The sequence below is a fragment of the Sulfurimonas sp. genome (assembly GCF_041563495.1).
GTDB lineage: Bacteria > Campylobacterota > Campylobacteria > Campylobacterales > Sulfurimonadaceae > Sulfurimonas.
Window position 1 is genome coordinate 69,717 of the sequence record NZ_JBFFMZ010000006.1, and the last position, 24,268, is coordinate 93,984.

23 protein-coding genes are annotated in these 24,268 nt (G+C 34.4%); 6 read left to right on the forward strand and 17 right to left on the reverse strand.

The window, feature by feature from the left end; translation table 11 throughout:
- Nucleotides 1-85: 85 nt before the first annotated feature.
- From ABYK18_RS07890 to ABYK18_RS07905, 4 genes are all read right to left on the reverse strand, one after another.
- Nucleotides 86-1,954: a GGDEF domain-containing protein gene (locus tag ABYK18_RS07890; RefSeq protein WP_373036117.1), complete on the reverse strand. Its 1,869-nt coding sequence runs from the start codon at nt 1,952-1,954 to the stop codon at nt 86-88.
- Between the two features lie 75 nt (nt 1,955-2,029).
- Nucleotides 2,030-4,252, reverse strand: coding sequence for a TIGR03545 family protein (locus ABYK18_RS07895; RefSeq protein WP_373036118.1), 2,223 nt, complete (start codon nt 4,250-4,252; stop codon nt 2,030-2,032).
- Between the two features lie 185 nt (nt 4,253-4,437).
- Entirely contained in the window at nt 4,438-5,553 is a 1,116-nt protein-coding gene (locus ABYK18_RS07900; RefSeq protein WP_373036119.1) for a methyl-accepting chemotaxis protein, read from the reverse strand.
- A gap of 8 nt (nt 5,554-5,561) precedes the next feature.
- Nucleotides 5,562-5,945: a PAS domain-containing protein gene (locus ABYK18_RS07905; protein ID WP_373036120.1), complete on the reverse strand. Its 384-nt coding sequence runs from the start codon at nt 5,943-5,945 to the stop codon at nt 5,562-5,564.
- A gap of 195 nt (nt 5,946-6,140) precedes the next feature.
- On the opposite strand from ABYK18_RS07905, the gene ABYK18_RS07910 reads away from it, so the two are divergent.
- Nucleotides 6,141-6,440 carry a hypothetical protein gene (locus tag ABYK18_RS07910; RefSeq protein ID WP_373036121.1) on the forward strand — a complete coding sequence of 100 codons (300 nt, stop codon included), beginning with the start codon at nt 6,141-6,143 and terminating at the stop codon, nt 6,438-6,440.
- Here the strand turns inward: ABYK18_RS07910 and ABYK18_RS07915 are convergent.
- Together ABYK18_RS07915 and ABYK18_RS07920 are read right to left on the reverse strand one after the other, a co-directional pair.
- Entirely contained in the window at nt 6,437-7,828 is a 1,392-nt protein-coding gene (locus tag ABYK18_RS07915; RefSeq protein ID WP_373036122.1) for a diguanylate cyclase, read from the reverse strand. The two genes, ABYK18_RS07910 and ABYK18_RS07915, sit on opposite strands and share 4 nt — an antisense overlap.
- A 138-nt stretch (nt 7,829-7,966) precedes the next feature.
- Nucleotides 7,967-8,593 (reverse strand): GDSL-type esterase/lipase family protein, encoded by a 627-nt coding sequence (locus tag ABYK18_RS07920; RefSeq protein WP_373036123.1) that lies wholly within the window; start codon nt 8,591-8,593, stop codon nt 7,967-7,969.
- A gap of 90 nt (nt 8,594-8,683) precedes the next feature.
- Here ABYK18_RS07920 and ABYK18_RS07925 point away from each other — a divergent pair, with 90 nt between their 5' ends.
- On the forward strand, nt 8,684-9,052 hold the full coding sequence (locus tag ABYK18_RS07925; protein WP_373036124.1) for a hypothetical protein: 369 nt from the start codon (nt 8,684-8,686) through the stop codon (nt 9,050-9,052).
- On the opposite strand, the gene ABYK18_RS07930 is transcribed toward ABYK18_RS07925, so the two are convergent.
- Complete coding sequence (locus tag ABYK18_RS07930) at nt 9,036-9,383, reverse strand: hypothetical protein (RefSeq protein WP_373036125.1); 348 nt, start codon at nt 9,381-9,383, stop codon at nt 9,036-9,038. The genes ABYK18_RS07925 and ABYK18_RS07930 overlap by 17 nt on opposite strands.
- A gap of 57 nt (nt 9,384-9,440) precedes the next feature.
- Nucleotides 9,441-9,752, reverse strand: coding sequence for a gamma-glutamylcyclotransferase family protein (locus ABYK18_RS07935; protein ID WP_373036126.1), 312 nt, complete (start codon nt 9,750-9,752; stop codon nt 9,441-9,443).
- Between the two features lie 104 nt (nt 9,753-9,856).
- Here ABYK18_RS07935 and ABYK18_RS07940 point away from each other — a divergent pair, with 104 nt between their 5' ends.
- On the forward strand, nt 9,857-10,804 hold the full coding sequence (locus tag ABYK18_RS07940; protein ID WP_373036127.1) for a nitrate reductase: 948 nt from the start codon (nt 9,857-9,859) through the stop codon (nt 10,802-10,804).
- On the opposite strand, the gene ABYK18_RS07945 is transcribed toward ABYK18_RS07940, so the two are convergent.
- The gene (locus ABYK18_RS07945; RefSeq protein WP_373036128.1) at nt 10,786-11,256 is read right to left on the reverse strand and encodes a YaiI/YqxD family protein; all 471 of its coding nucleotides are present in this window, start codon (nt 11,254-11,256) and stop codon (nt 10,786-10,788) included. The genes ABYK18_RS07940 and ABYK18_RS07945 overlap by 19 nt on opposite strands.
- A complete protein-coding gene (locus ABYK18_RS07950; protein WP_373036129.1) occupies nt 11,249-11,494 on the reverse strand; it encodes a GIY-YIG nuclease family protein in 246 nt (81 codons plus the stop codon). The genes ABYK18_RS07945 and ABYK18_RS07950 overlap by 8 nt, the downstream gene beginning before the upstream one ends.
- A gap of 37 nt (nt 11,495-11,531) precedes the next feature.
- Here ABYK18_RS07950 and ABYK18_RS07955 point away from each other — a divergent pair, with 37 nt between their 5' ends.
- Nucleotides 11,532-12,482, forward strand: coding sequence for a 5'-nucleotidase (locus ABYK18_RS07955; protein ID WP_373036130.1), 951 nt, complete (start codon nt 11,532-11,534; stop codon nt 12,480-12,482).
- 132 nt (nt 12,483-12,614) lie between these two features.
- Nucleotides 12,615-13,364, forward strand: coding sequence for a response regulator (locus ABYK18_RS07960; RefSeq protein ID WP_373036131.1), 750 nt, complete (start codon nt 12,615-12,617; stop codon nt 13,362-13,364).
- 25 nt (nt 13,365-13,389) lie between these two features.
- Here the strand turns inward: ABYK18_RS07960 and ABYK18_RS07965 are convergent, their stop codons facing one another.
- The 5 genes from ABYK18_RS07965 to pepN form a co-directional block, all read right to left on the reverse strand.
- Nucleotides 13,390-15,672: an ATP-binding protein gene (locus tag ABYK18_RS07965; RefSeq protein ID WP_373036132.1), complete on the reverse strand. Its 2,283-nt coding sequence runs from the start codon at nt 15,670-15,672 to the stop codon at nt 13,390-13,392.
- 24 nt (nt 15,673-15,696) lie between these two features.
- Complete coding sequence (locus ABYK18_RS07970) at nt 15,697-16,527, reverse strand: peptide deformylase (protein WP_373036133.1); 831 nt, start codon at nt 16,525-16,527, stop codon at nt 15,697-15,699.
- A gap of 92 nt (nt 16,528-16,619) precedes the next feature.
- Nucleotides 16,620-16,784, reverse strand: a complete 165-nt coding sequence (locus tag ABYK18_RS07975; RefSeq protein ID WP_373036134.1) for a hypothetical protein — start codon at nt 16,782-16,784, stop codon at nt 16,620-16,622.
- 20 nt (nt 16,785-16,804) lie between these two features.
- On the reverse strand, nt 16,805-18,274 hold the full coding sequence (locus ABYK18_RS07980) for an NAD(P)/FAD-dependent oxidoreductase (protein WP_373036135.1): 1,470 nt from the start codon (nt 18,272-18,274) through the stop codon (nt 16,805-16,807).
- A 164-nt stretch (nt 18,275-18,438) separates the two neighbouring features.
- Nucleotides 18,439-21,000 carry an aminopeptidase N gene (gene pepN / locus ABYK18_RS07985; protein WP_373036136.1) on the reverse strand — a complete coding sequence of 854 codons (2,562 nt, stop codon included), beginning with the start codon at nt 20,998-21,000 and terminating at the stop codon, nt 18,439-18,441.
- 238 nt (nt 21,001-21,238) lie between these two features.
- Here pepN and ABYK18_RS07990 point away from each other — a divergent pair, with 238 nt between their 5' ends.
- Nucleotides 21,239-22,597 carry a phosphomannomutase/phosphoglucomutase gene (locus ABYK18_RS07990; protein ID WP_373036137.1) on the forward strand — a complete coding sequence of 453 codons (1,359 nt, stop codon included), beginning with the start codon at nt 21,239-21,241 and terminating at the stop codon, nt 22,595-22,597.
- A 2-nt stretch (nt 22,598-22,599) separates the two neighbouring features.
- On the opposite strand, the gene mltF is transcribed toward ABYK18_RS07990, so the two are convergent.
- Complete coding sequence (gene mltF / locus ABYK18_RS07995) at nt 22,600-23,991, reverse strand: membrane-bound lytic murein transglycosylase MltF (RefSeq protein WP_373036138.1); 1,392 nt, start codon at nt 23,989-23,991, stop codon at nt 22,600-22,602.
- A gap of 9 nt (nt 23,992-24,000) precedes the next feature.
- Nucleotides 24,001-24,219, reverse strand: a complete 219-nt coding sequence (locus ABYK18_RS08000; RefSeq protein ID WP_373036189.1) for a diguanylate cyclase domain-containing protein — start codon at nt 24,217-24,219, stop codon at nt 24,001-24,003.
- Nucleotides 24,220-24,268: the final 49 nt, after the last annotated feature.

The window sequence follows — 24,268 nt, forward strand, 5'->3', positions numbered from 1 at the left end:
GTTATCTGATTAAAATAAATTATTTCTTTTGCTAATCAAAAATATAACATTTTATATAGTTTATATGTTTTGTGTTACTTTAATGTTAAATAGTGTAAATAACACTCTTATTTCTACCTGTATTTTTTGCCTCATACAGAGCGATATCTGCTTTTTTAACTAGATCTTCGGTTGAATAGTTTTCTTCAAATTGGGCGATTCCAAGACTGATGGTTTTTTGTCCGACCTTATCAAAAGTATAATCACAGATTTCTTTTCTTAGCTTTTCTGCTAAAGCAAAAGCTTCTTCTTTGGATGTCTGTGGACAAATGATTAAAAATTCTTCTCCGCCGAATCGTCCGAATATATCAGGTTTTCGAACCAACTTAGATATCATTTTAGTCACTTCAAACAAAACCATATCGCCGGTTTGATGCCCATAAGTGTCATTAACTTCTTTAAAATGGTCAATATCTACAATAATCAAAGATAGATTACTTAAATATCTTCTTGCTACTGCTACTTCATACTCTAAAAATTCATCTAATTTTCTTCGATTGAGGATTCCCGTTAATTTATCTATGGATGATAATATCTCTAACTCTTTTTTGATAGTTATATCTTCTCCGACAGAGAAAAATGAATCTATTTTACCATCATCATTTAAAACAGGGATTATATTCTGGTCTAACCAAAATTCTTCCCCATTCTTTCTTCTGTTTTTGATCTCACCACTCCACTCTTTTTTATTTAGTATTGTTTTCCACATATCTTTGTAAAGTGACTTTGGATTACTTTCATGCCGAATAATGTTCATAGGCTTTCCAATAAGTTCTTCTTTTATATACCCGCTTGACACCTCAAACGCACTACTTACATCAATAATTGTACTGTCTTTTTTTGTTTTAGCACTCACAACATATCTATCTAAGATAGACGCAAACCTCTTTAACTCTTCATTCGCTTTTAAGAGTGCTTTTTGCAGTTCTGAAGGTTTTACCGAAGCATAAAAAGCCATAATAAAACTTGCTGCCATACTTAAAAGAATAATATATAAAGTCGATTTCAATTTATTTTTTAAAAGTTCATCTTTATATTCTGCTTTTGGTTTCAATATTAAAAGCGCACCATCCTCATTATTTAATACATCATTTAAAGTATACACGTAGCAATAGCCACACTCTTTTTTTAAGGATAATATCTCTGAAGAATACTTTGGAAAATCTTCTGTAAACACTCTAGACTCACCTGTATACTTATTAAAAGAATATCTTTGATTTGGATGAATTATAAAATTGCCTTCTTTGTCAATAATATAATGTCTGAAAACAGCTGAAGTTCTGATAGAATCAAACAAGTTGTTTGTAAGCATATTTGCTATGACAATTCCTGCAAACTCATGTTGTTTGTTAAACAAAGGTATACCCACTCTAAAAGTAGGTCGATAAGGAACCTCGATTTTTCCTTTTTCCATATTTAAGTCAAACTTTGAATGCCAAATCTTTACCTCTTGCATCGAAGATATAGTTTGAAAATAGTTTCTTTTTTCTTTATTTTGCAATTGCTCTTTTGCTATTAATACAGGTTCGTTTTGTTCACTTGTTCTATCGACTCTGACCTGCTCCATCCCGTCTTTATCTATGTATCTTAGCTGCATGATTTTTGAATCAACACTCGCTATGGCAAAAAAGATATTCTTGAGCTTTTCAAGTTCATGCTCATCTTTTGTTTCAATATAAGATTTCATAATAGAATTTTTTGAGATACTGCTTACAATATGGTCCATATCTTCAATCTTATTTTTTAAAACTGTAAACTTCTTGATTATCATTGTTTCATTTGCTTTAGTATCCAAATCATTTTTTAGATTACTAAGCTGAATATTATAGCCGATAGCCCCGCCTACAAGAGAAATGACAAATCCAAATATTATAAAATAGATAGTAAATAATTTTTTGAAATTTTTTTCTGTCATAGCGTAAAACCTTATCATAGTCATACAATTTATAACACAATATTATAAAAAGTTTATTTAATCGGCACAATTACTTTAAAACAATTTTATAGGTAATCCTGAACCGCCGCCTGATGCCGGAGAAAAATTTGTTTTGATACTGCTTAATGCATTTTGTTTAGAATTTAGCAGTGAACCTGTATCTCCAAGGTTTGAAGATAATCCTTTACTTGAACCACCTGCTTTAGCCAAAATGCCGGCTTTTAGCTCTTTCTCAAATCCTTTGCTTGCTTTTGAGAGCATAGAACTCATGCCTTTTGACAACTGCTTATCAAGGTCACTTGTTACTGTTATGTCAGGTTGTTGTATTTTCCCATTTACGGAGATATCCACATTAAACTTCGAGATGCCAGAGAGTAAATCATTTACAAGTGTTTGTGATGGCATCTGAAGTTTTACCTTGGTTACGTTTACCTTGCTTTTTGCTTTTACGCTGGCATCTTCTAAAACACCTTTTAATGTAGCATCTGTGATTATATCGTTCATGCTTAGAGACTGCATATCTAAAGCTGCTGTTTTAAATCCTGTGACTTTCACGTCAAAACTTGTGTTTGCTTTATCTTTTCGTCTGTCATCAACTACATCTGCGACTATGTGTTTGTACTGTTGTCCTTTGGCGTCTGCATGGACTAAAGTAGGCTTACCGTAAAGCTTTTGATTGCTGGACAAATCTTTTACGGCAATATCCAGAACATCCTCTTTGAGTTTTACATTTATCTTAGCCTCTTTTATCACAAGCTCCGGAATCTTTGAAAGATTTGCATACTTTATCCATCTTCCCTGACCGCGCGGAGGAGGAACATCTTGTGCCTCTTCTTTTTTGGCACTGTCACTTATATACGGAGCTAGCATCTCATAGTATTTAATCCCTTTTTTCATATATCCGCCTATCTCGTCACTCATAAGAGTCCCTATAAGATTAGCTCCGCCTCCGGCACTTAAAGAGTATTTCTTTTTGAGACGTTCTATGTCTTGCTGAGGAAGGTTTTTAAGAGCATATATCTGTTTTTTAATACGCTTTTGGTCTGCATCGAAATCTTTTTTCAGTGATGTATATTTACCTTTTAAAGAGTTTATCTTAGATTTTAGTTTGTCGATATCGCCTTTAGCAGATGCTATTTTTATTATGTCTGCGTTTTGGAGGCTCTTTTGCAGTTTGTCTGCATCTGCTTTTATCTCATCAACTTCATTTTTGCTCTTTAGCTCATCGGATATCTTTGCCCATTTCTCTTTTGTTTTTTCTATGTCTGCTTTTAGTTTTTGTGCTTCTGTCACAGACTTTAGCTCTTCTTTTGCCAAGATATCATCTACGTTTGGAATGGCAAAAGGAGTAGCATCTTGAGATGCAGACTTCTTCTCTGCAGTCTTTGCTTTTAGAGCTTCAGTTTTTGGAATATAAGAGTCATCATAAGCTTTTGCCGCCGTTGCCCTTTTTTCGTTAAAGGCTAAAGCGTTTACGTTTAGCTTCTCTACCATCGCTTTTTTCTCCATCAAAGCAGAAAAACCGAGGTCAAATTCTACATCACCGACTTGGACAAGATTATGAGTAAGCTTGTCTTTGTCTGCTATCTGGATGCCTGTAATCTTTACACGCAAATCTGAAAAACTAGAGCTGAAATCTTTTATATTTACTTGTGTTTGCAGAGAATATGCAAGAGACTTTTCTATGGCGACACGTGCAAGCGGGTCGAAAAGAACCATAAAGATAAGTGCAATACCTACAGCCAGACCGCCAAATACACCTACTCCCCACCAACGAAAAAACGAGCTTGATTTTGCTTCTTCGTTAAAGAGTTTCATCCAGCGGGTAGCTTTCCATTCGTTTAGCTTATTGCCCATCTGCTCTCTGTAAAGAGTGATGACTCTGTTTAAAACAATAAGCATCGGAATAGCCAACACTACTGACACTATAAGAGAGCCGGTAACAAGTGTGTAGTTAAACGAACTCCATCTAAAGAAGGCTGAGTTATACAAAGAGGTAAAAAAGCCGTTAAGGGTGTCATTTGTTAAAACAGCATATCCTATGGATTCAAAGACGGGATCAAAAATGTACCCTATTCCGCTAAAAATTGCACTAAAGAGAAGAAACAGCCCAAAGTTTACATTTAAAATAAGTGCTATAAAAAGAATATCTAAGAGGATGAGAGACGTAGAAGGCAAAAAGCCTGCAAACATCGCTAAAACTATGGCACCTGAGAGCTGCCATGACTTACCTGAAGAGTTAAGAGCTTTAAAAAGCTTACGTACAAAATTAAACATAATACACACCTTATAAAACATATATTGAATATTATACTGCATTTAGCCAATATCTAAAAATATTTAAAACTTATAGATAGATTCAATAAAGAAGAATATTTTTGGAGAAATAGTTGAGATTTTGAAGGATAAGAGAGACTGCAGTTTAACTAATTGTAGTAAAACTGCAGTTTTTGCATTTTTATTTACTTGTGAAGGTTATGCAAAATATTTATGATATCATCCATTTTATGACTGATAAGACTTACTTCATCTGAGATGTTGTTTACTTCGCTTGCGTTTGTAGTAAGAGCTTCTGAACTATCAGAGATTGATTGGATAAGCACATTAGTAGTTGCTGCCGTCTCTGCTAAAGATTTTTGTGTACGTTCTGCAAGTTTTCTTACTTCATCAGCAACAACTGCAAATCCTCGACCGTGTTCACCTGCACGTGCTGCCTCAATAGCTGCATTTAGTGCAAGTAGATTAGTCTGTTCTGCAATCTCACCGATAGTTGATAAGATCTCTTTGGTCTCATTTGCACTGGAAACCAGATTTTGAAGATTTTCAACCATCTCATTTTCTTTTTCAGACACACTATGTATACGATTTACAATATTATAAATCATATCTTTAAGCTCAATAATAGTAGTATCTGTAACTTCACTGATTGTTTCATTTAATCTATTTGATGTTTCCAAAATATGATTTTGCGTGTCTTTGTTCTCTTGTTCCATATTTTGCAAAGATTGTCCTAAAAAATTGATATTGTTCAATAAATCAGCCATTTTTGCTTCAACATCCACTTTACTTCTTGAAGTGAATTTTCCATCGGCATAACTTTGTAGAGTAGTTATAGCGTTGTCAAGATTCCTCTCTGAAGAATCAAGCATGTTATTCATACTGTTTCTAAGAACATGTACGTATGGTGTTTTACTGTCAGCATCTATTCTGCATGAAAAGTGTCCCTTTGATACTTTGTCTGCCATCAAAACCATTTCACCTGCAACTCTCGTGTCATCCAAAGTTGCTTTTTGATAACTTGTGACTATCTTGTTAAAATTTTTCTCTGCTTCATTAGTTGTATTTTCATTGATATCGACTTTGTTTCTTTTGAACTCCATCATTTCGATTAAGTCCAAGCGTTTTTTATTTAAACTGTCTGTAGACGCCGATGTTTTTTGTGCATTTACAGCTATTACAACGACAAAGACTACAACTGTTAAGACTGCCTGAATAACATTTGACTCAGTTAAAAACAGGGATGCCGCTAAAATAGCAAATGCTATTGATACTATTATTGTTTTTTGTAAATTATTCATCTATATCCCTATCTTAAAGTTTTATACAGTTCTTGAGCTGCTTGAATCTCTTCTTGTGAAGGTTTTCTTCTGCATGACATATAACGAGTTTCATTTGTAACAGGGTCTTTCATAGGATAAACAGTGGCATAGACCCAATAGTATCCACCATCTTTGGTTCTGTTTTTAACATAGCCATCCCAGACTTTTCCACTTTTTACAGTATCCCATAAATCTTTAAAAGCAGCCTTCGGCATATCTTTATGTCTTACTATATTATGTGGTTTTCCAACTAACTCGTCAATTGTATAGCCTGCGATTTTACAAAAATCATCATTCGCAAATAATATAATACCTTTGTCATCCGTCTGTGACACCAGAAAATCATCATTCTTTAGTACAAGTTCTTGCATAATATCTCTTTTGTGTTATTTGGTCACTATTATACCATATCACGAAAATATAATGTTGTCAGTTGTCAACTTCTTTCTTTTATGAAGTTTAAATTTATAAATCAAATATTTTTAAACTAAATTTATTTAATCGAATTTAGGCATAATATGACAATATTCAATTAAATAAGGAAAAATATTATGGATGCCAACAATATGAGCACAATATATAGTCAAGCTGTTTTATTTTTTGCTCTTTTTGGGACGATGTCAATCATTTCTTACATCTTTTCTAAAAAAAGTGCTAAAAAATATGAGGTTAATTACCCGCTCAAAAAAAGAATAGAAGAAGCAAGGGAAGAGGAACTTGTCAGCAATTTTTTAAACACTTCTGCAGTAAAAATAATGGGCAAAAAAGCCACACTGTCTGAGTTATCTAAAGAGTTAAAAGACGGAATAATAAATGAAGAAGAATTTAAAATACTAAAGAGAAACCTAAATATGATTAAAATTTAGAGTTCAACCCTGTTTCGACCATTTTCTTTTGCCCTATAAAGTGCATTGTCTGCACGGGCAAAAGCAGAATCGCAGTTCATATCATCGAATGTTAAATCTGTTAAACCTATACTGACTGTTACATTTACACTTATTCCATCAATTACTATAGACTGATTTGAGACCTCGTCTTTGATTTTATTTGCTAAGATCAAAGCATTTTGAATTTCGGTATTTGGTAATATCAAGGCAAATTCCTCACCGCCGATTCTTCCTGCAATATCTGTTTTACGCGAGTTATCTCTTAATATATCCGCAAATTTTTTTAGTACCTCATCTCCTGCTAAATGACCTAAAGTATCGTTGATCTGCTTGAATCTATCCAAGTCAAACATCATCAGCGAGGCCGTTGCATTTTTATTACGTTTTATTCTAGAGAGTTCTTCTTCTAGTCGCTCTGCAAAATGCCTTCTGTTGTAAAGTTCTGTCAAATAATCTGTAGTCGCCTGTGCTTCAAGTCTGTTTTGTAACTCTTTTTGAGTTGTAATATCCAGTATACTCCAAATAACACCTTGAGTATTTTTTGTCAGTTCTATAGATGAACCAAAAAATTCACACCATATTTGCCTACTATCTTTTCTTTTTAGCTGGTACTCGATTTTTTCATATGAATCATTTTTAATCTTGGCAAAGTTATCCGTCATAGTTTCGTAAGTGGTACTGGCTATATGAAAAGTTCTGCTGTTTTGTCCGATTAGCTCTTCTTTAGAAAACCCTACAATATCGCATAGACGCTTATTTACCATAACTATTTGACAACTCTCATCTACTAGCATAATACCTGAGGCATTATTTTCAAAGATCATCTCAAATCGTTTTTTTGCCAGTGACAATTCATCAAGAGCAATTTGTCTCTCCATAAAAGACCCAGCCCATCTTGCAAGCAGTCTCATAAACTCATCATCCGTCGAGTCATATTCAAGTTGTCTTGCTTTTGGCGATGAAAAGTTGATGGTACCGTATATTTTAGAGTTCACTCTTACAGGCGCGCCTATATATGAGACAAGATCAAAATCTCTATGACAAGGATGTCCTACATATTTTGATGTTGTTACATCTTTAATCGCAAGGATATCATTCAACTCCAAAGTGGTCTTACAGTATGTTGAACCAAGGGCGAACAACTGTTCGTCATGCAAAGTATCAGGAGGTGATGATTGAACATCTACGGTGTAATCTTCACCGACAATATGGCTGACAATACCAAACTCCAAACCAAAATGCTCTTTCCCAATTGCCAATGCTTCTCGTAATGTCTCTTTAGGACTCATATTAGAGATAGATGCAATTTCATTTAGTCTTTGTAATGTAACGTTTTGTCGTTCAATTATTTTTAATTTATTCCCCAACAAGCACCTCATTTCACGCTATCATCTTACATTATTATTGCATAAGATACTTAAAATGAGCCTAAAAAATACTTTTACTCACAAAAATAAATAAGTAATACTTTATAACGCTATACTGTAAAACTTCAGTAATAAAAATCAAGGAATAAATTGATTCTTTTTAAGAATCTTCATAAAAGCCTCAGCCATCATGTCGTACCCTCTATCATTGGGATGCACATAGTCACTTTTAAGATCTCGATGTAGCTCTATATGGGTCAACACCTCATCTTCTAAAAGTATTCCTGCCTCATCTGCCACTTCTTCATACAAAGACAATGTTTTAAAACCAAAAATATGAAAATCAGGCACAGCAACAAGTAGTACTTTTGCCCCGCTCCTTTTAATCAGTCTTACCATCTCTTGTAAATTTTTCTTTAATTGTTCATGCGGGAGTTTTTGCAGTATGTCATTTCCTCCATGACAGAGAATGACAAGGTCAGGCTTTTGTTTCAGATATTTTGGTAACCTGCGTAAACCTTCAGAAGAGAGCTCACCATTTACTCCTGCATTTATAACTTTGACTCCGCTTCTGAGCTCCAAACGCACAGGATAACTAAAGTCGCTTGAAGCCCCAAAACCATATGTCAGGCTATCTCCAAAGGCAAGAATAACAGCATCTTTTTTTAAAATGTTTTTAGACAAATCCACCCTGCTCTCTTTTACAAATATCATCAACGCTATAAATGAAAATACTAAAAAAGCCGTTAATGTAATTCTGCTCATCTATAATTGCCATCTCCTAAAATAAAGTATAATCAATAAAATAAGCTCTAGTATTTGCTACAATATGTTCATACAAAAGGAAATCTTATCATGAAACCGTTAATACCACTATTTGTTGTCTCATTCGCTTATGCAGAGGGCATAGACCCTAACGCATTGGATTCCATATACAATGAAGCTATTTTATATCTAACAATTTTTTCAATTATGTCTATAGTCTCTTATGTCATTTCTAAAAGAAATGCAAAAAAATATGAACAAGAACACTCTTTAAAAGATAGAAAAGCTGCCAATAAAAAGGAAGAGCTGGAAGATTTCTACTTAAGTACTATGACAAAAGAGAATGAAGATAAGATTGCCAAACTTAAGGAACTCTCAAAGCTGCTTAAAGACGGAATAATAACTAAAGAAGAGTTTGATATACTAAAAGAAAGTCTAAATATCAACGGGGAAAAATAAACTTATCACGATTGTCTAAAAAAAGAGTTCTTACAAACTCTTGCTCCGAATCTTTAAATTCACCGAGCGTGTATGTAAAATTTAATTTGCTTTTTATCTTTTGTATAAAAGTTAAGGAGCTTTTATAATCTGTATGTGATAAAAAGACTATCAACAATTCTGAATTTAGTTGCTGAACTATATCTACCTGTCTTGTATTTTCTTCAAGTATATCAAATGCTCTGCGATTATCTGAGTTTATCAATAATACAGACAATGGAAGTCCATATCTTGAAGCTCTATAAAACTCATCAACACCTATGTTTAAAACATTATCTATCATCAGTTCCATTACAGTTTCCCTACTTCTTGAAAAAACTCTAATTATTATACTACATCAAAGTTCAGATTATCCTATTTGCTCATTTAGCAGGTAAACCCAAGCTGTCTCTTTTTTGCCGTCTTCAAGTACAATCTGTTTTTCCTGTCTTTTGAAAAAATGCGGCATATTCTCATAGTCATCTATCTCATCAATCTCATCTTGAGATACTTCAAAAAGAAGTCCATTTATTACATTTGTCCCCTTGTGCATCTCCTGAAGCAGCGGAAAATCACCGCTCATTATTTCGTAGGCACCGGTAAGCGTTCCAGGTTTTACTTCTTTTCCTCTTGTAAACTTACTTTTTTGTAATGTTCCGTAACTAAATATCTTTATACCCATTTCCTGCCTTTAAAATAATTTATTCTTCCATATACATTGTATAGTACTTATATAGCATGGGTATAGCAAAACTTGTTTTATAAAAAATCTTGTATAATGCCCTTATGTTTAAACTATTTATTTTCTTATTTTTATTGTCGTCTATGCTTTATTCAAAAGATATCTCTCCTATTTTTAAACTACGTTCTGTCGGGTTTGTAAGTGACTTTGTCGTATATGCAGACAAACTATATGCTGCAAATGACATGGGAACCGTTGATATTTTTGATCTTAAAAGTAAAAAAATCATAAATCAAATAATTCTTCCGCCCGTTACTACCGCAATGAACAAACTTATTGCCGCAAATATTCTTAGTGTTGATTATCTAAACTCTAAAGTTCTTATAGTCAGTGTTGGAAGGGATTCATTTAGAAATGTTTGGATTTATGAAAACAATGAGCTTAAAAACATAGTTGATGAACGCAAAAAACTCTCAATCAAAGAGGCCCGTTTTTTAAATGATGAGCAGATTATCTTTGGTACTCTTGGCTCTGAGATTATTCTTCATGACACACATGAACAATACAATATTTATAAAAGCCATATATCTCAAAGCACTTTAGGTGATATGCAACTGAGTTTCGACAAGACAGAAATAGTCTTTGCTGATGAAAGCGGTGCTGTCAAACTCCTAGATGCAAAAAGCTCTAAAGTAAAAAAGAACTATACCCCGCAGAATCTTGACAATATTTACCATGTTGCACATAATAACGGTGTCATAATAACTGCCGGACAGGACAGACGTGTAGCCGTATATCAAGAAGGACAAAAAGGCTACTACATAAAAAGCAATTTTCTAGTTTACTGTGTCGGACTAAGCCCAAGTGCAGAAATAGGTGTTTTTACGAGCGGTGAAGAGAATTATCTGCAACTCTTTAATCCAAAAACAAAAGAACAGGGAGACCGTTTAGTCGGACATAACAAGTCCGTAAACCAAATAAGGTTTATCAACGAAAAAGAACTCTTTAGCTCTGAAGGTCGCAGAGATATTTTTTACTGGAGGTTAGACTGACTTTTCACATGTCTGGCTAAAAAACTGTTTAACTGATTGGCAAATTCATGGGCATCTTTACTTGAAAACGGTTTTGGCCCTCTTGTCATTTCACCACTATCACGAATCTTTTCCATTAAGTCTCTCATGGCTAGGTATTGCTTGATGTTATCAATGCTGTACAACTCTCCGCGATGGTCTATTGCATGAGCATTTTTACTTATAACCCTGTCTGCCAATGGGATATCTGCAGTAATCACCAAATCACCGACTTCTACCATTTCAACTATTTTATGATCAGCTTCATCAGCCCCCGCATCTACTATAAGATAACTGATATTTTCTGATTTTCCAATATCTATCTTTTTATTTGCAACTACAAAAGTTTTAAGTCCAAGTCTCTCTATGGAACGAAATAAAATCGGTTTTAAAAGATTAGGGAATGCATCCCCGTCCACATATATACTAAGCATCAATCAATTCCAACTTCTCTTTTCGTTTTAGTTTTTTTATAGCATATTCTCTTTTAGAAGCACTGCTTCTATCTTCGCACTCTTCACTGTAGACCAACATCACAGGACGGCGTATTTTTGTGTACTTTGCACCTTTGTCCGAATTGTTATGCTCATCGAGACGCCTTTGAACATCTGTCGCTATACCGGTATATAAAGTATTATCGCTGCATTGGAGCATATAAACAAAGTAAGACATAAAGTAATTTTACTATAATAATGCTAAAGGATTTATCTTGGCATATAACTTGCAAAACACTCTCGTAATCGGAATATCTGCTACAGCTCTTTTTGACCTCTCTAAAGAGGATAAGCTTTTTGAAAAAGAATTTAAAAACAATCCTGAGAATGCTATTCAAATGTATCGGGAGTATATGCTTAAAAATGAGCATCTGCCATTAAAAGAAGGAATAGCTTTTCCTCTTATAAAAGCTCTTTTAGATTTAAATAAGTATCAGAAAAAAAATGATTCACCTCTTGTTGAAGTTGTGATAATGTCAAGAAACTCGCCAGATACAGGAGTTATAGTTCTAAACAACATAAAAAAACTAAACCTAAATATAACACGCTCAGCTTTTACGGCAGGAGAATCAACTGCTGATTATCTAGAAGCCTTTGATGTTGATCTTTTTTTAACTACAAATGAATCAGACGCACAAAAAGTCATTGATAAAAAAGTATGTGCTTCTGCTGTTTTATCTACCCCGCCCGAGTATAAATGTGATATACCCGACGGTCAAGTAAGAATAGCTTTTGACGGAGATGCCGTACTATTTGATGAGAGCAGTGAATTGGTCTATAAAAACGGCGGATTGGAAGCATTTCATGAAAACGAACATAATGCTCAAGACATTCCTATGAATGAAGGACCTTTTGCAACATTTTTAAAAAAACTAGCTCGCTTGCAAGAGAGACTTCCCATGAAGATGGAGCTTTCACCTGTTCGCATAGCTTTAGTAACAGCGAGAAACAGCCCTGCAGACATTAGAGTTATAAAGACTTTAAGACACTGGGGAGTCTATGTAGATGAGGCATTTTTCCTCGGTGGTATAGAAAAAAGTGAAATTTTAAAAGCCTTTAAAGCACACATTTTTTTTGACGATCAGGATGTACATTTGGCGACATCATCACTAGTTGTACCATGTGGAAAAGTGTTATATCCTACTTCTTCCGCACTAAAAAAATAAAAAATATGTGTTAATTCGTAACACCACCTTGATTCACACTATCTGCTATTGTAAATAATAAAAAGTTACATTATAATAATAACTAATTTATCACAAAATAGTCATTATTTTTTGATACGAAAGGGGTTATTAATGGTTAAAAATAGTATTATTGTTGTAGAAGATGATGAAATTACAGCACTAAATCTCAATTTGTCACTTCAAAAGCATGGCTATAGCGTCATTGCGGTATGTGACAATGCAGTTGCTGCAAAAAATAAGATTCAAGCTTATAAACCTGATATTGTAATCATTGATATATCTCTTGATGAGAGTAATGACGGTATAGAATTAGCCAAAGTGATCCGTAAAAAATATAATATCCCTTTTATTTTTCTAACATCTTACAGCGATGACGATATCATAGCACAAGCGAAACTAACTGAACCCTACGGCTATATTGTTAAACCGTTTGACCCAAATTCACTTCATGCTACTATTCAAATGGCGATTTTCAAATATGAAGTAGAAAATGAAAGAAAAGATAATATCGATTCTTTAAAAGTAGATAAGCTGAATCTTGAAAAACTGCTTTATTCAAAAAGAGCTTCTGACAAACCAATAGTCCCGTTTGGTGACAAATACCATCTTGATATCAGTGTATGTGAAACATTCTATAATGGCAAGAAAATCAAGCTTACTAAAAAAGAAAACGCATTTTTACGTTTACTTGTGGCACAACTTGGACTTGTCGTGAGTTTTGAGCAGGCGATGAACTATGTCTGGGATGAAAGCGGAGCAACAGAAAACAGCGTTAGAACATTAGTTTGGAGACTGAGAAACAAACTTGAGACAGATATTATTAAAAATGCCTCCGGAATAGGTTATTATATAGAGGAATAATACTCGACTACAGCATCGAAACTTTTTAAGAGATATCTATCTCTTGAACCCTCTTTTTTATTGTTTTAAAAACTTTCTCATAATCATAATCACTATTTTCAGACTTAGCCATTTGCTCCATTTCACTTGCACTGTTTTGCAGAACTTCTATTCTAAAATTTCCACTCGAACCTTTAATGCTGTGCGCTTTTAAAGCTATTTTTTTATAGTCTCTATTTTTTATGGCACTGCTTAATTCCGGTATCTGTTTTTTCATTTTTTTAATAAAGAGAGTAAGAAGCATAATAAGTTCATCTTCACTAAGCATAAGTTCTTCTTTTAGTTTTATGGCATCAAGACCTGTTATACTGCTTTGGAAGTTCTTAGTTTCTACTTTAAGCTCACTATTTGTATTGATTTTTAAATACAGAGCAAAAACTCTTTCTAACTCTTTTAAAATGATCGGTTTACCTAAAAATGAATCGAAACCACTCAAAAGTCCTCTCTCTTTAGCACCTTTGATTACATTAGCGGTAAGTGCTGAAACAGGAGTGTGTCTAAGCCCTTTTTTTATCTCATATTCCGTAATCTTTTTAACGGCCTCATTACCATCCATTACCGGCATCTGCTCATCCATTAAAATCATGTCGTAGTTATTTAGTTTATATAATTCTACTGCCTCATAACCGTTAGATGCAAGATCAAAAGTTAATCCATATTTTTGCAATAGTATTTTGATCAACTCTTGATTCGCTTCATTATCTTCTGCTACTAAAATATGTCCTATAAATTTAAGTCCAACTTCATGTTTGTGAGGAGAGTATGAATCAGGATTTAAGAGTTCATTAAACGTATCTCTGATTTTAGAACAATACATAGGAAAAGAGATAGACGTGACATTATCATATTTATCATACTCATCATTTGGTTTGCTAACCATCGCAATAAATTTTTTACCTGAATTTAGCGCTTTTGTTTTAAACGATTTATCAACATCTTCATCTACAAACAGAGCTATATCAAAATCATCCTCTAAATTATCGACAATCTTTGCATTCATGCCAAATATGTCTGCATATCTCATAAAAGATTCTTCTTTGTAAAAATGTTGTGAATTTTTTGAATAAACAACAATCTTTAAAGACTGGAACTCACTTACATCTTCATATATTGGGCATAATTCACTATGAGCATCCACCGGCATCTCTATCCAGAACCTGCTTCCCTCTCCATATGTTGATTCTGCATGTACACTTCCGTTCATGTGATATGCCAGCTGATGACAAATAGACAATCCAAGACCTGTTCCGTCACAACTTTTTTGCTCACTGTGTTGAGCTTGAGCAAAAGCTGTAAATATATTTTGTATGTCTTGTTCTGCGATGCCGATACCGTTGTCGGCTACACTTACATTTAAAACTCCATTTTTACAAGAAGCTTCAACACTTATATGCCCACCCTGCGGGGTAAACTTTATAGCATTACTTAAAAAGTTTGAAAGAATCTGCTTGATTCTAAGAGCATCTGCATATAACTCTTTTGGAATATGAGGATCTATAAAAGAAGTTATTGTTATATCTTTTACATTCGCACTTGCAACAAACAATTCCATTGTATGACTTATTTCATCATGCAAAGAAAATATTTTAGGCTCGATTGTAAACTCACCACTTCTAAGTTTGGAAAAATCTAAAATATCATTAATAATACTTAGTAGGTTTTCCCCGCTGTTTAAGATAATATCTAAATATGTTCTATGTTTTTTAGATACATCTTCGTCTATTAAAAGATTTACAAAACCTAAAATTGCATTCAACGGAGTTCTTATCTCATGTGACATATTTGACAAAAAGTATTCTTTAGCTTGAGAAGCTTTATCTGCTTCTAACCTTGCATTTATAAGTTTTTGAAAAATAGTATCTGTATAATACTTTAGAATCCCTCTAAAATTTTTATCAAATATATATGAGATTTCATTTGCCATCTCTTTTGAGTCAAGACCTTTATCATAAGAAAAATCAATCATAGAACGGCGGAAATGACTACAGATCTCAAACAGTTCATCTGCACTTATTTCTCTGTTTTTTAAATAGGCCATCAAATTTTGCATAATCGGGCAATTTCCTATCTCCACTTCACCTGCTATTATGCCCATAAAATAATCAAAAACGCCGTTGGCATACTCTGCTAAGAAGAAACTTCTGTCTATATCGTGTTGTTTCAATATTTTTTGTGGTGAATCATATGAAAGCCATTGAGATAATATAATATCTTTTGAACTTATAAAAATTTCTTGTGTTTGTGTTAAGTTTGGTACTTGTGTGTTCATGTCTTTACCTTCTATACTTTAAAACTATACTATAAAGTAAGAAACAACCATTATAAGTGTTAACTTTACAAGATTTATAACGCTTGTACCTATAATATTTCCTATCTGACAACTTGTACAAGATGTAAACTGTTTCCCCTCATACTGTGCATAAAAGAAATAGACAATAATAAAGCCAAGAACACCGTAAGAAGCATAGAGTTGATAAGACCACATACTCTTTAATGTTGATTCATCAGAAACAAAAAAAGATACTGCGACTAAAGCGACCATTGCTATCATAAAAATATTTATTGCTTTTAATATATAGTCTCTTTTAAAAGTTGTCGGACAGCTCTCAGATATAGCTATATCACTTCCAAAATCAAGTTTTTTCTCAAATAGTTTTTTTTCATCTTTTGATAGTTTATTTATAAAAGAAGATCCAAATGTATAGTCTATTTTTCTTTGGAGTAAGATTGCCTCTTTTCCTGTTGCTTTTAAACTGTGTTGTTTAAAATTTCTATCTTCATAAATGATAGAGATATTGTTGTGTCTCTCAACATTTGCACTTAGACCCGGAAAATACGCTGTTTTCTCAACAGTAGTAACTTTGTCGCTGCTGCTTATTATTCTGGGGTTAATTAATTCTAAATAACCATCATCACCAGCCACAAAGGACATATCCCCTTTTTTTATAACAATTATATTGTACATCTCACCTATTTGAAATGCTGCAAGTGCCTCAAGAGAATTTGCCTCTATTGTATCTTTTAAATCTTGGATAATAGAGATTATATCTTCATTAAAAACTCTTACATCTGTTCCGTACTCTACACTTGGTGGTGCTGGATAAGTAATAATATCTCTTACCATTAAACTGCCTTAATATAATTTATTAAAAAATAGGATTTTTCCTCTTTGGTTGAGGGTGATTGTCTTACCCTCCAAGATGGAGGGTTGAAGAATTAGTGACTTTTTCTAACCACTACTAGCATTTTTAGATTGATTGCTAAAAATCTAAAAAATTGGAATATTACACAAGTTCTCATCCATTTTGCAACTGGACCAGGTGTCATTGTTGTAAAGTTATTACCGTAAGCTTTAATATTTTTTTCGCCATATTTTGACATTTTTTCTCCTTAATGTTTTTTTATTCTGGAATCAGAGTCCAGCCTGGATTTAGCTTAGCTTTATAGATAAACAGGTGATGTAGGATATGTTTAATCCAGTGACCTGCAAGACCGATTTCACCGAATGTGTAATCCGTATCACGACCAGTACCAGGGTACTTCTCAAAATCCGGAACAACAGGGTAAATTGTCATTGCAGCAGCAGTACCGTCGAATAGTCCTTTACCTGCAGATGCAACACAAGCAGCACCCATTTCAGCCATAGAAGCTTCATGCAACGGAGCATCCGGACCTTTAGTAATTAAATCACAAACAGAGTGAGCAACCACTTTACCCATAATACCTGAAGGCATACCTGTACGAGGTGGAGTTGGATTGATCGGAGTTCCGTTTGGTGAACTCATTGGTTTTGAGATTGGATGTGGTGGTGCAAATGCAATACCACAAGCAAAAATATTTTTATATGTAGGGTTTTGATATGTTTTTGGCCAGTCACTAGCTTTCCAATTTTCATATGCACCTGCAGCATAATTTGCATCAACTTTTAAGAAACCGTTTGGAGCAAATATATCGCCTGTGATATCTTCACCGGCTTTGTTGATAGCTTTAAGTCCAACACCGGCAAATGGAGGGATTAACATTGAGAAGTCAAAACTTTCTTCGCCCATTGAACCATCAAGTAATTCATAATGAACATTTCCAGATTCAACTTTATTTACGTGAGCACCGATAATCCAATCAACGTTACGCTCAGCAAATAGAGACTCTGCAAAAATTCTTGAACTTACTGCAAAACCCATAGCTTTCATGTGAAGTCCACCAACACCGAAGTCACCTAGGAAAGACTCATTTGATATCCACTTGATATCTGCCATATCACGAACACCAGCTTTCTTTAACTCATGCTCAATATTGAAGATATACTCAAATGCAGCACCCTGACAAGTACACATACCATGTCCAGTACCGATTAAGAATTTCTGACGAGTACCGCCTTTCATCTTCTCAATACATTTGTCTAACTCTTCTGCTGCATGTACTGCGTGATCTGCTGTACAAACTGATACAGTGTGCTCACCAAGACCATTAGCATCTCCAAGACCAGGAGTAGCTGCAAAGTTAAGCTTAGGACCTGTTGCATTGATTAAGTAATCATACTCAATATTTTCAGTTTGTCCCTCTTCACCATCTTTTGTTGACTCAATTACAACATAAGGCTTATCACTTGTTTCATTTCCTTCCGGGTGAATTCCAAGTGCCTTTGCCTGCTTGTACGTGATACCTGCTTTTGCGTACACAGGAGCTAAATCAAAAGTAACATCTTCTTTTGACATTTGACCAACACCAACCCATATATTTGATGGAATCCAATTCCACTTTGAGTTTGGAGTAACTACAACAACTTCGTGAGATGAACCCAACCATTTCGCTGCAAATGTTGCGGCAGTATGTCCAGAAACACCACCACCTAAAACGACTAATCTTGCCATATATTTTTCCTCTTTGTTAAAAGTTATAGTAAGGTTATCACAACTGTATCACATTTATATCACAAAGAATTATTAGAATATAAATAATTATCATATGTACAAATTATATAAAACCTTAAGGCCCTATTTTAGGCACTTTCAAGCATATAAAAAATTAATTTATACTAGATTTTTAAGATTTTGCTAATAATTTCATAAGAATTTTTTGAAAGTGATTGTGTAGAAACTACACGCTCTAACTCTTCTTTCATCAACTCTTTATTTGTTTCATTCATACGTTCATATATTTTAAATGCTCCTGCGAGTCCTGAAGCCATCTGAGCATTGATTTTATCTATCTCAATTATTTTATCTGCTACAAACGAATAGCCGCTGCCATCTTCAGCATGAAAATGCTTATAGTTTCTTGCAAAAACACCAATCAAAGATCGTACCAAATTCGGAACTTTTTCATCATATACTTCATCATTTTGAAGTGCAATGACTCTGTCAAGTGTTCCGTTTCTATGTGATGCTGCAATTATTGAGAAATATTTGTTCATAACTAAAGTATCGTCCTTATATCTGTTATAAAAATCATTAAGTGCAACTTCTCCCTCTTGACTTGTGATATTCTCTAAAATATCTAGAGCAACTATTCTATCTGTCATTGTCAAAGACTCTTCATATTGTTCTCTGGCCATATCTATAACTTCTCTATTCTCAAGTGCAGACAAAATTCTCAACACTCTGTTTTTAATAGCACGTTCTCCCATACTTATAGCATCCAGGTCTTTATTTTTAGGATTATGGTTTTGTTCGTAAATCTCTAAAAATTTATCCTTATACAGAGTAGCCAACTCACGTTCCAGTCTCTCTTTTGCTAAGTATATAGGCACAAAATCAACTATTTTTTGTCTTTGCATAAGTGTTGACACTGAGGGCAGTTCTAAAAGTAATGCCTTATATGAGAGTTCAATATCCAAGTCTAAGATATACCCGTAAGCTTTCAAGAACTCTTTATTAATATTTCCCGTATCCATCATCTCCTCAAGAGTCTCAATGGCAAAGTGCTGTGCAGATTCATATCTTACAAAACTGTTCTTATCATGCTTCATTAAAAACGCATACTCTTTTGAACTCTGCTCTATTATGATAGGAGCTGAGAAATCACGGTTTATTGATAAATAAGGCTTAGATGCCAAACCTTCAAAGATAAACTCTTCTTTTTCTTTTGATATTATTAATACTTTTTCAAGTATCTCATTTGTATTAAGTCCGATAAGACCTATTTTTAGTGGAAAATAATACGGCTTTTGCGCACTGCCATCAACTGCATTTGGAACTTTTTGAGTAAGTATAAGTTTATAGATCCCGTTGTGATAAAATTCTTCAACATCTAGTGTCGGTGTTCCCGACTGATGGTACCAAGTCTTAAACTCTGAGAGGTCAACTCCAGAAGCTTCACTCATGGCCCATAAAAAATCATCTGTTCTAACTGCCTGACCGTCAAATGTATCAAAGTAAAGGTCAGTAGCTTTTCTATAATTTTCTTCACCTAAAAGAGTATGAATCATTCTAATGACTTCCGCACCTTTTTCATAAACCGTAGAAGTATAGAAATTATTTATCGCCATATATGAATCCGGCTGAATCGGGTGAGCAGTAGGAGATGCATCTTCTATAAACTGCCTGTCTCTTAGAGCTTTAACATCTTCGATACGTTGGACTTCACGGGAATTTAAATCTGCCGAGAAAGACTGGTCGCGAAAAACAGTAAGCCCTTCTTTTAGTGTTAGCTGAAACCAGTCTCTACATGTGATACGATTACCTGTCCAGTTGTGAAAGTACTCATGAGCTATAACACTCTGAATTCCCATAAAGTTAGCATCTGTAGCTCTGTCTTCATCTGCCAAGACATAGTGAGAGTTAAAGATATTGAGTCCTTTGTTCTCCATAGCACCCATGTTAAAACTATCTACCGCTACTATGTTATAAATTTCCAAGTCATATTCGCGTCCATATTTTTCTTCATCCCAAAGCATTGCCTCTTTGAGTGATTTCATAGCGTGAGAACATTGAGATTCATTTCCTTTGTCACAGTAAATGTTCAGTTCCACATACTCACCAGATGCAGTGGTAAATTCATCGTTTACGCATCCTAAATCTCCAGCGACCAAAGCAAAAAGGTAAGATGGTTTTGGATGCGGATCGTGCCAGGTAACTCCGTGTCTCTCATCAAAAGAGTCATGGCAGTTTTTCTTGTTTCCGTTACTTAAAAGTACCGGGTATTTTTCTCTGTCGGCTATTACTGTAGTGGTAAAGACACTCATAACATCCGGTCTGTCCAGATATGGTGTTATTTTTCTAAAACCTTCCGGCTCGTTCTGGGTACAAAAAATTGAGCCTGATTTGTAAAGCCCTTCGAGTTCCGTGTTATTTTGAGGATAGATTTTATTTTTGATTTTTAGACTGAATGAATCCGCAATATTTAGGACAATAAGACTTTGTGCATCTATTATATAACGAGTCTCATCCAGCTTCAAATCATTTATGTATATTTCTATCAGCTCTAAGTCTATAGCATCTAGTCTTATATCTTTTTGTGCGTTATCAAGTCTGTTTATTTTCATAGTGTTTGTGACTAAAGAATACTCTTCAAACAAATCAAACACAAGCTCGCAACTCTCAACTTCAAATTCAGGTTTTTTATAATCTTTTAAATATATAGTTTTCATCTCATTCATAAGTTTCTCATTTAATTTTTACTAATAATAACATAAATTTTATATTCTCTTTTTAAATAAAAGAACACGCAATCCTACATACAAGAGTGCAAAAGAAAAAAGTTTTTACCAGTTCCTTAACTTTTATCAAAACATCATCCTTTTAAATTAAGGCAATATAGTGAATTACACCTATTTTACACTTACCTTAACAAAAAAACAGTAAAATTCCAATATTAATTATTATAAGGCAATTATTGTGAGCATCTACAGAGAGTATGATATTAGAGGAATTTACGAAAAAGAGTTAAATGAACAAAGCGTTGTTCGTATCGGTTATGCACTTGCATCCAAGATAGACGGTGATTATGTGTCAGTCGGTTATGATGCAAGAAGTCACTCCCCTATACTTTTTGAATACCTTGTTCACGGACTAAATGCAGGCGGTAAAAAAGTTCTGGATATGGGACTTGTTCCTACCCCCGTAAACTACTTCACAAACTATCAAGAGTGGGATGGCATCACTCCGTCTGCATCTATTATGATTACGGGTTCACATAATCCCAGCGAATACAACGGCTTTAAGATCACTATAGATAAAGCACCGTTTTTCAGCGAAGACATCTATGCACTTGGTCGAGAATGTGATGCTATGGACTTCCCTGCTAAAGTACAAAGAGATGTAACCAAGATAGATGCGGTTACAAGATATGTGGACTTTTTAGTGCATGAATTCCAACACTTAAAAGATATGGATACCAGAATTGTATATGACTGCGGAAACGGTGTTGCTGGTATAGTCACTGAAGATATCTTCGCACAGCTTGAGTTAAAAACAAAAGGTCTCTATGTAGACCCGGACGGAACATTTCCAAACCACCATCCTGACCCTTCAGAAGAACACAACTTAGAAGATGTTAAAAAACTTCTGGCTACTGATGGAGACATCGCATTTGCATATGACGGAGATGCCGACCGCATAGCAGTTCTTACTCATAAGAACAACATCAAAGGCGACATGATGGCACTTCTTTATTCTATGACAATGGATAAGCCTACTGTTGTGGGTGAAGTGAAGTGTTCACAGGTTATGTACGATGAGCTTGAACGCCGCGGAGCAAAAGCTATTATGTACAAAACAGGTCACTCTAACCTGAAAGTAAAAATGAAAGAGACAGATGCAGACCTAGCTTGTGAAGTCAGCGGACATGTATTTTTCAAAAACCGTTACTTCGGCTATGACGATGCTATCTATGCAACTCTTAGAATGCTAGAACTTATCCACGACAAGATAGACCTTGACGAAGAACTTGCAAAACTTCCTCAAGTATTCTCAACCGAAGAGATAAAAGTAAAGACTACAGAAGCTGAGAAATTTAAAATCATAGATGCCGTAAAAGAGATGTTGAAAAATCCGCCTGCTGACTTTCCGGCTATAAAAGATATTATAGATGTAGACGGTGTTCGCATTAACTTTGAAAACGGCTGGGGGCTTGTTCGTGCAAGTAACACGACACCTGTACTTGTAACTCGTTTTGAATCAACTTCTCAAGAGACGGCTAAGCTTTATGAAAAAGCTATTAATGACTTGATTTTAGAGGCAAAAAATTCCTTATAACATCAATCTATTTCATCTTTATGGATCATGTCCAAATAGTGCTGTATTGAGTTGACATATCTAACAGGCTCTTCCCCCCTGGCATAGCCGTGTTTCAAACTCTTATAGTATTTCTTTTGAGATAAAAGCGGTAAAACTTTTTTTATCTCACTCCAAGAGTATGGATCCTTGTTTAGCTTCCTTGCCAATTTTTGAGCATCATGAATATGACCCATTCCTACATTATATGCAGCCAATGTAAAAGCCCAACGATTTTTTCCTTTTACCTCTTTGGGAAAGTTCTGCTCTAGCATATATAAATACTTTGCCCCGCCATAAATACTCTCTCTAGCACTCAACCTGTTTTTTACACCTACTTGTTTTGCCGTTGTCTGTGTAAGCATCATCATACCGCGAACACCTGTATAGCTCTTAGCTCTTGGATTCCAATGTGATTCCTGATATGAGAGTGCAGCTAAAAGAACCCAGGGAATATTGTATTTTTCCTCTGCATCTAGGAAATACTTCTTATACTTAGGCAGACGATTTCTAAGTCGTTTATAAAAGACTTTTGTATCGTAATAATCAAATATCTCCAAATAAGAGTAGTAAAACTCTCTAAGCTCCGACATTTTCCCTGAGTGTTCGTAAGAGTTTAACCATTCATAAAGACTCTCTTTTAAAGAGTTATCACCTTTACGAATAATCCATGCCAGCTTTTTTTTATCACTAAGCACTAAGCTTCTTAGTAATTCTGGATAATAACGTTGATTTATTATAAAAATATTTGAATCGGCAACAGTACAGTCAATCTTTTTTTGATTAGTCAATTCCAAGAGCTGTTCTGTCGAATATTTTGTAGTAGCTTCAAACCCTAAGTCGGTTACATCTGAGGAGAGTCTGCTCAAAGTAGTCTCATAATTGCTATCTTTTGCGACTACAATATTCAACCCTGCCAAACCATTAACATCTCTTGGAAAAGTCCCCTTTTTATAAAGGCTGTTGTTACAAACGAGTAACTCTTGTGTAGTGTAATACTGCGGCCCGAATTCAAACTCTTTTTCTCTCTCTTGTGTTTTACTTATAGACGCTACAGTTATATCTCCTATACCCTCTCTACTCTTTTGAAGTGCCTCATTTGTGCTATATACTATAGTTAAATTTAAGTCTACTCCTATCTCTTTGGCATACTCGGATATAAGTTCATACTCAAAACCACGCTCTTTTTGCGGACCCATGTAATAAACGGTAGGAGAATTTAATATAACTACATCAAGTTGTTTTTTTGCTTTGATTTTATCTAGAAGTGTTGCTCTTTTAGCGTTTTCTGAGATATTTATAAATAAGATGCCACTCTGCCAACCTATAAAGAATAATAGCACTGCTGCAAGTAATGCCGATATATACTTCTTCATCAACTACCTCTAAAAACTGAGTTTGTTCCTACCACTATTTTTAAAGTCATATAAAAGCCTGTCAAGTCTCTTAAAAATAGAATTTGCATCTTCATTTTCGCTTAATTCTACTAAACCTAGACTAACTGTTAACTTAATGCCATGATTAAATGCATGTTTTTGAAATTCTTTACGAATCCTAGATGCTATTTTTTTGGCGTTAGCTAAATAAGTTTCGGGCATGATGATTAAAAATTCTTCAAGCTCTTGTGTACGAAATTTTACCCTATACTCGAGA